Raw genomic sequence first — 14,267 nt, forward strand, 5'->3', positions numbered from 1 at the left:
AGGAACGCAGACTCAGGCGTCGGGTTTGGTCTTGCGGAGACCGGTCACGCGGTCGCCATCCTTCCACTGGCCGCGTTTCTTGAGCGTTTCGATGCGCTCGAAACGTTTCAGGACATTGCGCTTTATGACGAGACCACGGGGGCCTTGGAGGCTTTTGTGCTGGGACATGATGTTTTAAAAAATGGCTTGGACGTGATTGGAAGAAGTTAAAGGGGCGCAGAAGTAGAGTTCGTCCGCGCCCATGACAAGTATTTTTCCGCGACATGTTCGGCGCGCACGACGACCCACTCGGGCGTGTCATAGGGATGGTGATCGCGCAGCCACGCCTCGATCCCGGCGGCGCGGGCGGGGACAAACTTCACGCAAAGGCGAAACTCCTCCGCCTGCTCGATCCGCCCCCGCCACTCGTAAACCGAGACAACGGGGCCGTCGATCTGCACACACGCGGCCAGCCTCGCCCCGACCAGCCCGCGCGCAAGCGCCTCCGCCTCGGGGCGGGTGGAAAGCGCGGTCCAGCCGACAAGCAAACTCATGATGGCGAAAAATCGGGGCGGCGGACGCCGGCGGCAAGCGGATTCAGCCCCGCCCGCCGCGGCGCCCAAGCACCTCCTACTCCTCGCCCTCGAAATAATCCACCTCGCGCACGAACATCTTCCGCTGCGGTTTTGCGAAATACTTTTGGGAATCAGGATAATAAATCACGTCGGCGCGCGGGTTATCGGCGATGACGTAATAAACCAAGTCCTCACTGCCGTCGTTGATGAACTGATGCGCCTCGCCCGGCGGATGCACGACATAATCGCCCGCCTCGATCCGCTCGCTCCCCGACTCCGTGCGCGCGTGCCCGCGCCCGGAGACGACGATATACGCCTCCCATTGGGCGGCGTGCGCATGCAACGGCCAGTTGGTTTTTCCCGGCGGCACGCGCACGAGCTCCACGTCGAAGGGATGCCCGCCGCCCCAGGGTCCGGTGTCTTTCGGGCCGCCGGTGGCGCGCGTCAGGTTTTTCACCGTCACGGCAAATTTGCCTTTCGGCGAAACATCATCCTCCCAGGCGATTGTGTTCTGGTTCGCTTTTTTCATCGCGCCAAGCTGCACAGGTTTCGGCGCGAGTCAAAACGCGGTCCGCGCCCTACCCTTTCAGCCGCTCGATCAATGCCTCGACCAGCGCGTCGAGGCTGGCGGTCTTGGCCTCGAAATCCACCGGCATGCCGGTCTCGCGCATCGTCGCGCTGGTGTGCCCGCCGATGCTGCCCGCAAGCGGGCGCCTGGCGTCGGGAGCGAGTTTCAACGCTCCGGCCTGCCCGGCAAAGGACTGCGCAGCGGACGAGCTCGCGAACAAAATCGCATCCGCGCCCTTCCGGCGGAAATCATCCGCCACGGGATCGTCGGCGAGATTGGTCTTTTCCGTCTTGTAGAGCGGCAGGCGGTCCACGATCGCGCGCGCGTCCTCGAGCTTTTTCACCAGCGCGGCGCGGTTCAGGTTGCCCGTCACGACGATGACCTTCGCGCTGTCGAGGCTGCCGGTCGCGATCAGCGCATCGGCCAGCGATTCGCCCGTGGCGGAGGCCGGCATGCATTCGACCTTGAGGTGATGGCGCTCGATTTCACGCGCGGTGGCGCGGCCCACGCAGGCGAAGCGGAGCAGGCCGAGCGAGCGCACATCGTCGAAGCCCTTGAAAAATTCCTCGAAGAAAAACCGCACGCCGTTCGCGCTGGTGAACACGATCCAGTCGTAGCCGCCGAGCTCGGCGAGGATTTCCACGAGCGCGTGCCGGTCCACGTCCTTCGCAACGGTGATGAGCGGGAGCTCGATGACCTCGGCGCCGAACGCCTCGAGCTTGTCGCGCAGCTCGCTGTTCTGGTCGCGGGTGCGGGTGATGACGACGCGCCGGCCAAAAAGCGGGAGGTGCTCGAACCAGTCGATGGCGGAACGGCGCGCCACGCTTTCGCCGACAAACACGATCGCGGGCGACGAGAGCCCGGACTGCGCGACGCGTTCCGCGAGATCGGCGGCGGTGCCCGTGACGCTGCGCTGGCGTCCGAGCGAGGCCCACTGCACGGCGGCCGCGGGCGTGTCGGGCGCCAGTCCGCCCGCGACAAGCTCGCGCAAAATCTCCGCGAGATGCCCCATGCCCATGTAGATGGCGAGCGTGGTATTCCTGAGTTTCCCGTAGGCGCGCCAGTCCACGAGGAGTTTTTTCCCCGGGTCCTCGTGGCCGGTGAGAAAAACGACCGCCGAGTTGGTGTTGCGATGCGTAAGCGGGATGCCCGCGTAGGCACCGGCGGCAAGCGCGGCGGTGACGCCGGGCACGACCTCAAACGGGATGCCCTGCTCCGCCAGTGTCCGGGCCTCCTCGCCGCCGCGGCCAAACACAAACGGGTCGCCGCCCTTGAGCCGCACGACACGCTTGCCCTCGTCCGCCTTCTCGATGAGCAACGTCTCGATCTGGTCCTGCGGCATCGCGTGAAAGCCGGATTTTTTCCCGACATAATGGACTTCGCAATCCGCGCGCCGCCATTTCAGCAACTCGGGATGCGCGAGGTAATCATACACGAGCACATCGGCGGACTCGATGAGCTCCCGCGCGCGAAAGGTGACCAGCCCCGGTTCCCCGGGTCCGGCGCCGACAAGATAAACGATGCCTTTGGACATGAGCGAAGAGTCTAGCTGCCCGCGGCGGCGCCGCACGGCAAGCCTCATTTGGAGAAGCGCCGCCGAGCGCGACTCAAACCGACGGCAACGATTATATGACATGAAGAGGCGCGGACGGCGCGTAGCGCAGGCATCCTGCCTGCCGTCGATAATTTATCGCGCGAAGCGCTCATTTATTTCTGGGGAAAAGCCAGCGGCGCTTCGCGCCTTCGGTTTCGACGGCAGGCAGGGATGCCTGCGCTACGAGGTGAACCGCCGTCTGCGTCGTCACCTCTGGATTCAACTCCAGCCGACCCGATGCTCCGCAAAAAAGCCCCGGAGAAAATCCGGGGCTCAAAATACTCTCGTGAGTTGAAGCGATAAATTACTGGTCGAGCACGACGATCTCGACGCGGCGGTCCTTGGCCATCTCGGCGGCGGTGCCCTTCTCGGTGGCGTTCAACGAACCGTGGGAAACCGTGTCGATCTTGTCCGCGGCCACACCGATGCTCGTCAGGTAGCGTTTCGCGGAATTCGCGCGGCGGTCGCCGAGAGCAAGGTTGTATTCGGCGGTGCCGCGCCAGTCGCAATGTCCGTCCAGACGAATGCGCGCCGTCGGATGCTGCGCGAGATGATCCTTCGCGGCCTGGAGCTTCGAACGCTCGCTGGCCTTGATGGCGGATTGGTCGAAGTCAAAATAAACGTCGCCGAAAAGGCCCTTTTGCTCGGCCCCGGCAGCGGCGGCGGAACGCTCGCCAAGCCCGCCATTCGGGTCGAGGGTGCCAAAGCCGCCCGCGCCTCCGGCGCCGAAAGAACTGCCGACATTGAGCGTGCCGCCATCGCTGCCCGGGACGCCACCCTCGCCGGAACCGACCATCGTGGCGGACGGGTCGGGACGGACGGGTTTCTTCGCGCAACCGGCGGCAAGCAAGGCAAAAGCGCCAAGGCCGATGATGATGAATTTGGGTGAAAGATATTTCATAGTGGGAAAAAGAGGGTGGCGGGTTGACCTTATTGAGCAATGCGGTTGCGTCGGCAAGTAATTTATCCTCGAAACATCCGATGGCCATGCCGGATTCACAAATCTGTTTTCTCTTCGACAACGGCTCCTTGCGTCCATCCTCCACCCTGAATCTCCGGGCCACGGCCAGGCTGCTGGGCGGGGTTTTGCCCGCGCCGGTGCGTCCCGTGTCGCTGCTGCACTCGAGCGCGGTGGACGCCGCGGCGCTCGGCGGTGAACGGGCGGAACTGCTGGAAATCGCCGTGCGGAAGTGGTGGGGCGAAAATCCCGGGGGCGAGGCCGTGCTGTTGCCGTTGTTTTTCGGCCCCAGCGGGGCGTTGACCGGCTATGTGCCGGCGCGCATGGAGGCCGCGCGGAAGGCCTTCCCGCTGGCGCGCTGGCGGCTGGCGCGCTGGCTGATCGAGCCGGGCGAAGCCGATGAGGGCGTCGCGGGCGCGCTGGCGGCCGAGGCGCGGAGCGTGATCGCGGCGGAGAAGCTGGAGCGCCCGCGCATCGTGCTGGTGGATCATGGCAGCCCGCAGCGCGCCGTGACGGCGGTGCGCGATCATCTGGGCGCGCAGTTGCGGCGGCTGCTGGCCGGCGACGCGGCGGAAATCGGCGTCGCGTCGATGGAGCGGCGGCCGGGGGCGGAGTTTGCGTTCAACGAGCCGCTGCTCGCCACGCGGCTGCGCACGCCGCCGTTTGACGCGGGCGACGTGGTCGTGCTGCTGCAATTTCTTTCGCCGGGCCGCCACGCGGGGCCGGACGGCGACATCGCGGCGATCTGCGCGGCGGCGCGAAGCGAGCGTCCCGGTTTGCACACGTGGATGACCGAGCCGGTCGGCACCGCGCCCGAGGTGGTTGAGAGGCTGGCGCGACGTTTTGCCGAGGGGCGGGACAAGCCGGTGGCGGCGGGCGGGGATTTTTCCTGATCGTTCCCGTTCCTTTGCTCGTTCGTTCACATCATTTGCCAATAAAAATGTGGATTTTTGGTGGAGGGCCGAGCTCCCGCGAGGCCGTCGCCGAAAAACGGTGCGTCCAACCGCGACGGCCTCGCGGGAGCTCGGCCCTCCAAAAGTCCAGGTGAGAACGACTTTTTAGGCTTACCACATGTAGCGGAAGCCGAGGCCGGCGGACCAGGGGCGCTCGTAGTTGTCGGCCTTGTTGTATTCGTAATCCAGATACAGCTGACTGCGTTCGTTGAGGATGTAGGAGAGGCCGAGGCCGGCCTCGGCGCGGGTGCCGCCAAACTCGGGATCGAAGCTGACGCCGTCGGTGCGCATGGTGCCGCCGGAGGTGCTGCCGCCGGCAAGGCCGAGCCTGACGTAGGGGCGCCAGCGAGTGGCGAACACGGTGCCGGCGGCGACTTGCAGGCGGCCTTGCAGGGCGATGGCGCTTTCGAGGTCGGCGCGGATGCCTTTGTCGGTCACGTAATTTTTGCCGCTGAGCCAGGCCACGGCGACCTGGGCGGAGGGTTCGATCCAGACGGAGGGGAGTTTGAGGCGGGGGGAGAAGTCGATTTCGAAGTGACGGCCCAGCTCAAGCGAGAAGCCGATGGCGGTGCTGTTGTAGGCGGCGTGGTCGGCGACGCCGTAGCTGGAGCGGGAGTTGAATTTGTTTTTGTTGTGGTCGCCCTTGAGGATGGCGTCGGCATACCAGCCGTCGCGGTGGAACCAACTGGCGTAGAAACCGGCGGCGATGTTGTCGGTATCGCCGTCGCCGCCGTTGCTGAAGTCGCGGCTGGTGCGGCCCGTGCCCACGAAGACGCCGCCGAGGAGGGTGCTGTCGCCGAGGCGGAAGGCCTTGTCGCCGCCGAGGGTCACGCTGTAGGTGTCCTGCTTGAAGGGAGTGCCGGAAAGGTCGGGATCGGCGTCGAGGTGATAGGCGTTGGCGCGCACCCAGAGGTTGCCGCGGGGGTCGAAGGTGACGGCGGCATTGGCGCGGAGGTCGCCCATGCGGCCCTGAAGGGTGTCGAGCGAGTAATGCCACTCCATGCCGAGAATGGAGGCGGTGTTGAGGATGGCGGCGGCGGCGCTGCTGGGGCGCCCGGAGCGGACGAGTTCATAGTCCCTGGCAGCCTGGATGAGGTCGTAAACAAAGGCGCCGGATTCGACGGGATCGGCGGTGAAGGTGGCGGCGGTGGCGTCACCTTCGACGATGATGACACGGTAGGTGTCGTGGGCGAGGGAGATGGAGGTGCCGGTGTCGGTGATGGTGAAGGAGTTTAGCCATTCGATTTTGAAGTCGCCGACGGCGGTGCCGGTGATGCGGAGGGTGTCGTTCGTGTTGGCGTAGTGGTTGATGCCGAGTTTGATGGTGGTCGAGGTGCCGGTGGTGAAGAGGTCGCCGGTGGTAAGCTGGGCACCGAGGGCGGCGGTCCCGGTGCCGGCGGCGTTGATGATGAGGCTGGCGGTGTCGGCGAGGGTGAGGGCGGGGACGGTCTGGTTTTGAAAGAGGGAGAGGGTGCCGCCGGTGGTGATGCGGAGGTGGCTGGACGGGGAGAGGACGTCGGCGGTGTTGGTTTGGACGAGGGCCTGGGTGATGATGGTGTCGCCGGTGTGGGCGAGAGGGGCCTGGAGTTGGATGCGGGGCTGGTCGGAGAGGTCTTCGGCGGTGCCTGTGCTGTTGAAGGTGGTGAGCGTGAGATTGCCGGTGCCGGTGATGATGGTGGTGGTGCCGCCGAGGATAAATTGGGAGGTGCCGGTGGCGGCGAGGGTGAGGGCGCCATCGAGGACGACGGGGGTGGTGAAGTCGAGAGAGGCGTGGGCGTGGATGGCGGCGCCGACGGCGGTGGCGGTGACGTGGATGCGGTTGTCTTCCGCAGTGCCACTGATGTGAAGCTGGTCGCCGTTGGTGATGGAGATGACGCCGCCGTTTAGCTCGATGCCTTCGGCGAAGTCGTTGCCGGCGTTGGTGAAAGCGAGGGTGCCGGAGCCGTTTTTGATGAGTTTGCCGGTGGGGGTGATCTCACTGTCGATGGCGTAGCCGGTGCCCGTGACGATGCGTCCGGAGCCGCTGAAGCTGTAATTGTCGTCGCCCTCCACAATCATGCCGCTGGTGGTGATTTGCACGGAGGTGATTTCGATGTCGCGGACGGCAGCAGTGCCGGAAGTGAAGCGGACGAGGTCGCCGGGGACGGTCTCGACGTTGCCGGGGTGAAAGCCGTCATCCCAGTTGATGCCGGTGAGGCTCCAGAACGAGCCGGACGCGCCTGTCCAGGTGACGAGGCGGCTGCTGTCGGAGTCGGTGATGAGCTGGAGCGTGCTGTCGCTGGCGGTGGTGACGAGGGTGGTGCTCGCGATCATGCGCACGCCGGGGATGACGCCGCCTTCCAGAAGAGGGCTGTTGAACTTGGTGTCGTCGATCGTGTCGGTGGACTGGAGGATGTTGAACGTGCCGCTGCCCTGCCACTGGGCGATGTTGATGTCGGTGAGCGCTCCATAGCCGATGTCGCCGTCGATATAAACAAGGCCGGCATCGGAGCCGGTGGAGAGGAGATCAAGCGCGATGGTGGCCCCGTCCAGCATGGTGCTGCCGGTGAGCTGGAGGACGCCGGAACCGGTGGCGTGGAGCGTGCCCTGAATGTTGAAATGGTTGGCCTTGAGCACGGAGGTGCCGGTGGTGGCGGTCGTGATGACTGCGCCGGTGGCGAGGTCGAGGCCGGCCGCGCTGTCGCTGGCGTCGGTGAGGTCGAGCGAGGCGTCGTCCTTGAGGGCGAGGACACCTTCGTTGATGGCGGCGGAGCCGGCCCACACACTGGTGCCGCCGAAGCGGAGGGTGCCGGCGCCGTTTTTCACGAGGGTGTTGCCGGTAGCGGCGGCGGAGGTGATGGAATCGTCGATGTAAACGTTATGGGTGCCGGAGACGAGGAGGGCGGCGGCAGAAGCGGAATAGATGGCGTTGGGGGTGGCGGTGGCGCCGCTTTGTTTGTGGGTGTTGCCGGAGAAGGAGATTTCGCCGCCGGCGGCGTCGAGGGCGATGGTGCCGCCGAGGGTGTAGATGGCGCCGCCGTAGCCGTCGGCGGTGTTTTCGGTGAAGGCGATGGAGCCGCGACTAAAGGTGGTGGTGCTGCTGGTGACGAGGCCGGCGGTGTCGGTGACTTCGATGGTGGTGGAGCCACTGATGGTGGCGAGGGCAAGGAGGCCGGAAGCGGCGTAAATCGCGCCGCCGTCGCCGGTGCCGGGAACGGAGACGGTGGTGGTGGTGACAACCGGGCCGTCGGTGCCGGTGGTGGTAGAGGAGACGGTGGTGGTGGTGGCGAGGGCCTTGTTCTTGGAGAAGGTGGCGTTGGCCAGGGTGAGCGTGCCGGTGGCGTCATGGATGGCGCCGCCAAGGTTGGCCTTGTTATCCGAGAAGGAGAGCGTGGCGGGGATGCTGGTCGTGGTGGTGGTGGTGCCGGTGATGATGGAGCTGTCGTCCGGGTCGGTGCTCACAGTGGTGGAGATGGTGACGAGCATGACCGGGGCGAGGTTGAGCACGCCGGTGTTATAGATGGCGCCGCCGTGTGTGCCGGTGTTGCCGGAAAAGGTGGCGTTGGAGAGGGTGAGCGTGCCGGTGTTGTTGATCGCGCCGCCGTTGCCCGCGCCCGCCACTGTGCCGGTGGCGGTGTTGCCGGTGAAAGAGAGCCGGCTGGTGCCGCTGTCGAACACGCCCAAGTTGGCGATGGCGCCGCCGTTCGCGGCGGTGTTGGAGGCGAAGACGAAGGAGCCCGCGCCGGAGTCGAGGGCGAAGGTGCCGGAGTTATGGAGCACGCCGCCAGTACCCGTGGTGGTGTTGTTGGCGATCGTGACAGTTTTTGCCGTGGTGCCGGAGATGATGTAGCCGGCGGTGGTGGCGGCGCTGTTGACGAGGCGCTGGAGCGCGGTGGTGCCGCCGCCCTCGAAGGTGCCGGTGGCGAGGAAGTCGATGAAGGCGGTCCCGTCGGTGCCGGTGAAGGTGATGCCGGAGAGCCCGCCGCCGAAGAGGTTTTCATCGACGGAAACGGCGAGCACGCCTTCCTGGAGGGCGAAGGTGCCGGTGTAATGGGAGTTGTCGGCGTGGAGGACGAGGGTGCCGGCGCCGGTCTTGGTGATGAGGGCGTTGGAGGCGGAGCCGGAGGCGATGGAGTCGGTGGTGCCGGAGAGGGCGGTGGTGCTTGATTCGACGGTGGTGCCGCCGATGATGAGGGTGCCGCCGGCGCCGATGTCGAAGGTGGCGGTGGCGTTGGTCCCGGCCATGTAGAGGAAGCCGCCGCGGCTGTTTTGCCTGGTGCCGGACTCGGCCACGTAATTGCCGGCGTAGGACTGGGTGGTGCTGGCGGAGATGACGATGCCGACGTGGCCGTTGTCATTGTAAATCGCACCGCCGCCGAGGGCGGTGGTGTTGGAGGAGGTGACGACGAAGTTGTTCTGGAACCCCACGTCGGCGAGGGTGATGTCGCCGCCGTTGTTGTAGATCGCGCCGCCGGCGGCACTGGCGCCGGTGGTGCCGGTGGAGACGCCGGCGCTGTTGCCGATGAGAAGCGCATTGGTGATCACGAGGGGCGTGGAGGATTCGTGATAGAGGGCGCCTCCGAATTCGCCGGCGTAGTTGCCGCTCATGCGGACATCGGCGAGGGTGAGGTCGCCCCGGTTATGGATGGCGCCGCCGCGGCCGTGGGTGCCCGAAGCGATGTTGGCGTTGAGGTTGCTGGTGCCGTCGATGACGAGCGTGCCGCTGTTGTAGATGGCGCCGCCGTTGTGGCCGGCGGCATTGTTATAGAAAAACACGGAGTTCAGCGAAGCGGCGGCAATGTTGTAGAGGCCGCCGCCGCTGTCGCCGGCGGAGTTGCCCTGGAGGGTGGCGCTGCTGGAGTTGTAGAGGCCGGCGTTGTAAACACCGCCGCCGCTGCCGGCGGTGCCGGTGGTGTTGTTGCTGATGCCGGTGATGGTCTGGACGAGGGTGCCGGAGGCGGCGTTGTAGATGCCGCCGCCGTTGGAGCCGGAGTAGTTGGAGGAGACGAGGGTGGAGCCGGAGAGGCGGACATAGCCCTTGTTGTAGATACCGCCGCCCTCGCCGGTGAGAGTGGTGATTTCCTGCGCATCGGTGCCGGTGCCGACGGTGCTGGTGCTGGAGGTGAGGGCGGTGTTGCCGGTGATGGAGGAACGGGAGAAGTCGAGGGTGGCGCCGGTTTCGTTGAGGATCGCGCCGCCGTTGTTCCCGGCGGAATTGGAGGTGATGGCGACGAGATCGAAGGTGATGGAGCCGCCTGGGCCGTTGTAGATGGCGCCGCCGTTGTTGTCAGCGGTGTTGTTGGCGATGGTGCTGCTGATGTTGACCGTGGCGGTGGCGCTGCCGGTGAGCGTGCCGGTGAAGGTGGTGTCGCTGATGGTGACAGGCATGTCGCTGCCGGAGAAGGTGTAGTTGCTGCCGACGATGGCGAAGGAGCCGCCGTTGTTGACGATGGCGCCGCCGCTGGCGGCGTTGGAGCCGCTGTCGAGGTGGAGGTTCCGGAGAGTGCCGCTGGTGACGTCGCCGGTGATGTCGAGGATGTGCGACTGTCCGCTGCCGCTGATGGTGGTGAAGAGGGTGGTGTTTTGCGCGACGGTGCCGGTGATGGTGCCGGTGGCCACGCCGGTGGTGGTGTCGCTGACCACGGTGGTGCCGGTCAGGTAAACGGTGCCGGTGGTGACATTGCCGATGGTGAGCCCGGGTTTGTCGAGCCTGAGCGCGGAGCCGGAAAGGTAGATGGTGGTGCCGGTGTAAGTAGTGGTAGTGGTGCCGGTGGTGGTGTCGGTGCTGGTGGTGACGACGCCCGCGAAGTGGATTTCGTCGCCGGGATTCGTGGCCGAGTTCGCGAGGATGGCGCGGAGCTGGGTGGTGCCGGTGGGCTGGTCATCGCCGCCATCGGTGACCGTGTAGGTGGCGGCGGAGGCCGCGAGAGGCAGCAGGAGGCCGAGGGCGAACAGAGGGAGGCCGCGAAGGAGCGGACGGAGTGTCAGGGCGGCGGGCGGACGAATGGCGGATTTCATTGAAAGTGGCGGGCGCGGGTTTGGTTCGGTCGAATGTGCTGCGGCGGAGCAGGCGGCGAAATGATTGGGCGGGGTGCGGAGCGCTTTCCCGTGCGATTGTCCCAAGGTGTTTTCGGGAGACGTGGTGCGGATGCGCGGCACAGGAAAAGGCGGGACACGGGTTGCGCGGTCCGGCGGCTCAGAAGACCCACGGGCGGCGTTTTTTCTGTTGCGGGAGATCGGCGGCGGCCTTGGCGGCGGCCTCGACCTCGCCCAGGCGCGTGCGCGCGGTGGTGGCCACGGGGGAGTCGGGGTAGATGGTGATGGCCTCGTTGTAGAAGACGCGGGCGGCCTGGTAGTTGTCGCGGCGCTTGAAGTAGAAGTCGGCGATCTTGATTTTGCTTTCGGCGAGGATGGTCTTCATCTCGGCGAGGCCTTTTTCGGCGGCGGACACGTGGTTGTCGCCGGGGTAGAGGATCATGAAGTCCTCGAAATAGGTGACGGCTTCCTTGGTGGAACCCTGGTCGTGGTAGGGGCTGTCCACGAGCGAGGCGTAGGTTTCGCCGAGCTTGAGGTAGGCGTCGGGGGAGAGGACGGAGTTGCCGTAGTTGTTCACGAGGCGGTCGAGCGCATAGAGCGTCTCGGCCGTCTCGCCGAGATATTGGTGGGCGTGCGCGATGTCGAGCAATGCGAGGGGCGCGTAGTCGCTGTAGGGGGCGTTGAAGATGACCGTCTCCAGGAACTGGATACCCTTCTCGCGGTTGGTGAACCCGGGGAAAACCCAGAGGAACCGGCCGCGCGCGCCATTGAGGAGGGCGGCGCCGAGGTTGTATTGCTCGCCGATGATTTCGTCGAAGCGCGTGGTGTTGGGGTAGCGGCTGACGACGGTCTGAAAGTTGTTGAAGGACTTGTTGTATTTCCTGATTTCGCGCTGGAGCTTGGCGGCGCGGTAAAGGGCCTCGGGGGCGTAGATGGAGTTGCTGTAGCGTTTTCCGACGCGCTCGTAGTCCTTGATCGCGGGCCGGACCCTGCCTTTTTCCTCGTCCTCCCGCGCCTCGTTCATGAGGCCGAGGGCATTGCGGCCTTCGTTGCCCACGAGGCCGGAGAGGACGCCGCCTTCGATCTTCCAGCCGTTTTCGGGGGTCCAGATGAGTTCGGCGGCGAGGCGTCCGGAAATGGCCAAGGCGAAGGCGAGTAAAAGGAGCCGGATGGCGGGCCGGATGAAGAAAACAGGTGGCATGGGCGGACGGGTTTAAAGGTTACCAGCGAACCAGCGCGGCTCCGTAGGTCAAGCCCGCCCCGAAGGCCACCATGAGCGAAATGCCGCCGGGGGCGATGGCGCCGGAGCGGCGGGCCTCGTCGAGGGCGAGCGGAATGGAGGCGGCGGAGGTGTTGCCGTAACGTTGAAGGTTGGTGAAGAGACGTCCGGGGGGAAGGCCGAGGCTTTTGGCGATGGCGTCCACGATGCGCTGGTTGGCTTGATGGGGAATCACGCAGCCAATTTGAGACACGGTGAGGCCGTGTTGTTCCAGAATTTCGACACAGGTTCTTTCCATGCCGCGCACGGCCATCTTGAAGACTTCGCGGCCTTTCATGCGCACAAAGTGCTCCCGGGCATGGATGTTATCCGGCGTGAGGGGCCTGGCGCTGCCGCCGGCGGCGATGTTGAGATACGCGTCCATGCCGCCTTCGCAATGGATGCGGGTGCCGAGGATGCGGGCGTGGGGGCTGGCCGACTCGGAGGCCGGCCCGAGCACGGCCGCGCCGGCGGCGTCGCCGAAGAGGATGCAGGTGGAGCGGTCCTGCCAGTCGAGGAACGAGGAGAGTTTTTCCGCGCCGATGACGAGGGCGCGGCGGTAGCGGCCGGAGCCGAGCATGGCCCAGCCGGCGTCGAGCGCGTAGATGAAGCCGGAGCAGGCGGCGTTGAGGTCGAAGGCGGGGATGTGCCGGGGCGCGCCGAGCCGGGCCTGCACGAGGCTGGCGCACGAAGGCATGATCATGTCGGGACTTATGGTCGCGACGATGATGAGGTCGATGTCGGCGATGGTGAGCTTCGCGTCCGCGAGCGCGGCGGTGGCGGCGCGGGCTGCGAGGTCGGAGGTGTTTTCACCGGGGGCGGCGATGCGGCGCTCGCGGATGCCGGTGCGGGTGACGATCCACTCGTCAGTCGTGTCGAGGTTGTGCGTTTGCGCGAGTTCTATGTTGGTCAACGCCCGGGCCGGAGTTGCAGAGCCGGTGCCGAGGATGGAAATGTGCGTGGTGGGCATGAGCGCGCAGGCAAGAAAAAATGGAGGCGGGAAATGTTACCGGGCGACGAGTCCGATGAGATCGTTGGCGCGGGCGATATCGGCCTCGATGTGCCGGGTGAGGTTGGTCTTGATCATCTCGCTGGCATCGTAGATCGCGTTCTTGAGGGCCTGGCGGTTGGCAGAGCCGTGGGCCTTGATGAGATTGCCGCGAAGCCCGAGCAGCGGCGCGCCGCCGTAGCGTTCGGGTTTCACGCGGTCGCGGAGTTCGGTAAACGCGCCGCGGACGAGGAGCGCGCCGGTTTTGCGGATGGGGTTGGCGAGGAGGCCGGCCTTGAGTTCGGTGACGAAGAACTTGGCGAGCGACTCCCACGACTTCAGGCAGATGTTGCCGACAAAGCCGTCGCAAACCACCACGTCCACCTCGTCGGCGAAAAGCTGGAAGCCTTCGACGGGGCCGAGGTAGTGGATGAGGTCGCCGAGGCGCTTGAGCATCTCGTGGGTCTCGGTGACGAGGGTGTTGCCCTTGCCTTCCTCGGTGCCGATGGTGAGGAGGCCGATGCGCGGGCGTTCGACGCCGAATACGAGCCGGTAATAATGCGAGCCGACGATCGCGTTGTGGACGAGATGGTCGGGGCGGGCCTCGGGATTGGCGCCGGCGTCGAGGATGACGAAGTGGCCGTTGGCGCGCGGGATGACGGCGGCGAGGGCGGCGCGGTCCATGCCGTCGAGCGTGCGGAGCTTGAGGATGCCCGCGCCGACGAGGCAGCCGGTGTTGCCGCAACTGATGGCGGCGCCTGCCTCGCCGTTTTTAACCAGCTCGATGGCGCGGGCCATCGAGGAGTCCTTTTTCCGTTTCAACGCAAGCAACGGCTTGTCGCCCATGGTGACGACTTCGGAGGCGTGAAAAAACGCCAGCTTCGGATGGCCGGCGAGGCCCGCCTCCTGCGCGAGTTGCCGGAGCAACGCCTCGTCGCCGACAAGCGTCAGCGGGCTGAGGTCCGGAAATTCGTCCAGCGCGAGTTTCGCCGCGGCAACGACTTCGGAAGGTCCGAGGTCGCTTCCCATGGCATCAACCGCGATGCAACCGTGGACGCCGTCGATCGAGCCCGACACAGGGGGAAAAGGAGGGAGTTGAGTGGGAGCAGTGCGGCGGGGCGGGGATCAGACCTCGACGTTGAGCACCTGGCGTCCGCGATACATGCCGTTCTTCTGGTTCACGCGGTGCGGGCGGAAGGCGCTGCCGTCGGTCGGATCGATCGAGTATTGCGGAGCCTTGAAAGCGTTGGCGGCGCGGCGGTTGGCGCTGCGGCGTTTGGATTGTTTGCGTTTTGGATTAGCCATGATGGAAGTGGTTAGAAAAGAAACGACAGGGGAAATCCCTGCCGGCTCTTGTTACATGTGTGAAGGGTGGACGT

11 protein-coding genes are annotated in these 14,267 nt (G+C 65.6%); 1 reads left to right on the plus strand and 10 read right to left on the minus strand.

Annotated elements, in window-relative coordinates:
• Positions 1-12 precede the first annotated feature (12 nt).
• The 5 genes from OH491_RS08015 to OH491_RS08035 form a co-directional block, all read right to left on the minus strand.
• Entirely contained in the window at positions 13-168 is a 156-nt protein-coding gene (locus tag OH491_RS08015; RefSeq protein WP_084442541.1) for a small basic protein, read from the minus strand.
• A 38-nt stretch (positions 169-206) separates the two neighbouring features.
• On the minus strand, positions 207-533 hold the full coding sequence (gene cutA / locus OH491_RS08020) for a divalent-cation tolerance protein CutA (RefSeq protein WP_334319598.1): 327 nt from the start codon (positions 531-533) through the stop codon (positions 207-209).
• A 76-nt stretch (positions 534-609) separates the two neighbouring features.
• Entirely contained in the window at positions 610-1,083 is a 474-nt protein-coding gene (locus tag OH491_RS08025; protein WP_068772257.1) for a cupin domain-containing protein, read from the minus strand.
• Between the two features lie 49 nt (positions 1,084-1,132).
• Positions 1,133-2,656 (minus strand): uroporphyrinogen-III C-methyltransferase, encoded by a 1,524-nt coding sequence (cobA, locus tag OH491_RS08030; RefSeq protein WP_145929030.1) that lies wholly within the window; start codon positions 2,654-2,656, stop codon positions 1,133-1,135.
• Between the two features lie 364 nt (positions 2,657-3,020).
• Positions 3,021-3,617: an OmpA family protein gene (locus tag OH491_RS08035; RefSeq protein ID WP_068772255.1), complete on the minus strand. Its 597-nt coding sequence runs from the start codon at positions 3,615-3,617 to the stop codon at positions 3,021-3,023.
• Between the two features lie 86 nt (positions 3,618-3,703).
• Between OH491_RS08035 and OH491_RS08040 the strand changes: the two genes are divergently transcribed.
• Entirely contained in the window at positions 3,704-4,567 is an 864-nt protein-coding gene (locus tag OH491_RS08040; RefSeq protein ID WP_068772386.1) for a CbiX/SirB N-terminal domain-containing protein, read from the plus strand.
• 171 nt (positions 4,568-4,738) lie between these two features.
• Here OH491_RS08040 and OH491_RS08045 read toward each other — a convergent pair whose 3' ends face one another.
• From OH491_RS08045 to rpmF, 5 genes are all read right to left on the minus strand, one after another.
• Positions 4,739-10,624, minus strand: coding sequence for an autotransporter outer membrane beta-barrel domain-containing protein (locus tag OH491_RS08045; RefSeq protein WP_068772254.1), 5,886 nt, complete (start codon positions 10,622-10,624; stop codon positions 4,739-4,741).
• A gap of 178 nt (positions 10,625-10,802) precedes the next feature.
• Positions 10,803-11,843, minus strand: a complete 1,041-nt coding sequence (bamD, locus tag OH491_RS08050; RefSeq protein WP_068772253.1) for an outer membrane protein assembly factor BamD — start codon at positions 11,841-11,843, stop codon at positions 10,803-10,805.
• A gap of 19 nt (positions 11,844-11,862) precedes the next feature.
• The gene (locus OH491_RS08055; RefSeq protein ID WP_068772252.1) at positions 11,863-12,870 is read right to left on the minus strand and encodes a beta-ketoacyl-ACP synthase III; all 1,008 of its coding nucleotides are present in this window, start codon (positions 12,868-12,870) and stop codon (positions 11,863-11,865) included.
• A 36-nt stretch (positions 12,871-12,906) separates the two neighbouring features.
• Positions 12,907-13,965 (minus strand): phosphate acyltransferase PlsX, encoded by a 1,059-nt coding sequence (plsX, locus tag OH491_RS08060; RefSeq protein ID WP_334319597.1) that lies wholly within the window; start codon positions 13,963-13,965, stop codon positions 12,907-12,909.
• A 48-nt stretch (positions 13,966-14,013) separates the two neighbouring features.
• The gene (gene rpmF / locus OH491_RS08065; protein WP_068772251.1) at positions 14,014-14,193 is read right to left on the minus strand and encodes a 50S ribosomal protein L32; all 180 of its coding nucleotides are present in this window, start codon (positions 14,191-14,193) and stop codon (positions 14,014-14,016) included.
• Between the last annotated feature and the right edge of the window lie 74 nt (positions 14,194-14,267).

This window comes from Termitidicoccus mucosus, assembly GCF_038725785.1.
In the GTDB taxonomy this organism is placed as follows: domain Bacteria; phylum Verrucomicrobiota; class Verrucomicrobiia; order Opitutales; family Opitutaceae; genus Termitidicoccus; species Termitidicoccus mucosus.

What these genes read in the sequence shown, in the direction of transcription:
- OH491_RS08015 (WP_084442541.1), bottom strand. Translation starts at nt 168, where the DNA reads ATGTCCCAGCACAAAAGCCTCCAAGGCCCCCGTGGTCTCGTCATAAAG.
- cutA (WP_334319598.1), bottom strand. Translation starts at nt 533, where the DNA reads ATGAGTTTGCTTGTCGGCTGGACCGCGCTTTCCACCCGCCCCGAGGCG.
- OH491_RS08025 (WP_068772257.1), bottom strand. Translation starts at nt 1,083, where the DNA reads ATGAAAAAAGCGAACCAGAACACAATCGCCTGGGAGGATGATGTTTCG.
- cobA (WP_145929030.1), bottom strand. Translation starts at nt 2,656, where the DNA reads ATGTCCAAAGGCATCGTTTATCTTGTCGGCGCCGGACCCGGGGAACCG.
- OH491_RS08035 (WP_068772255.1), bottom strand. Translation starts at nt 3,617, where the DNA reads ATGAAATATCTTTCACCCAAATTCATCATCATCGGCCTTGGCGCTTTT.
- OH491_RS08040 (WP_068772386.1), top strand. Translation starts at nt 3,704, where the DNA reads ATGCCGGATTCACAAATCTGTTTTCTCTTCGACAACGGCTCCTTGCGT.
- OH491_RS08045 (WP_068772254.1), bottom strand. Translation starts at nt 10,624, where the DNA reads ATGAAATCCGCCATTCGTCCGCCCGCCGCCCTGACACTCCGTCCGCTC.
- bamD (WP_068772253.1), bottom strand. Translation starts at nt 11,843, where the DNA reads ATGCCACCTGTTTTCTTCATCCGGCCCGCCATCCGGCTCCTTTTACTC.
- OH491_RS08055 (WP_068772252.1), bottom strand. Translation starts at nt 12,870, where the DNA reads ATGCCCACCACGCACATTTCCATCCTCGGCACCGGCTCTGCAACTCCG.
- rpmF (WP_068772251.1), bottom strand. Translation starts at nt 14,193, where the DNA reads ATGGCTAATCCAAAACGCAAACAATCCAAACGCCGCAGCGCCAACCGC.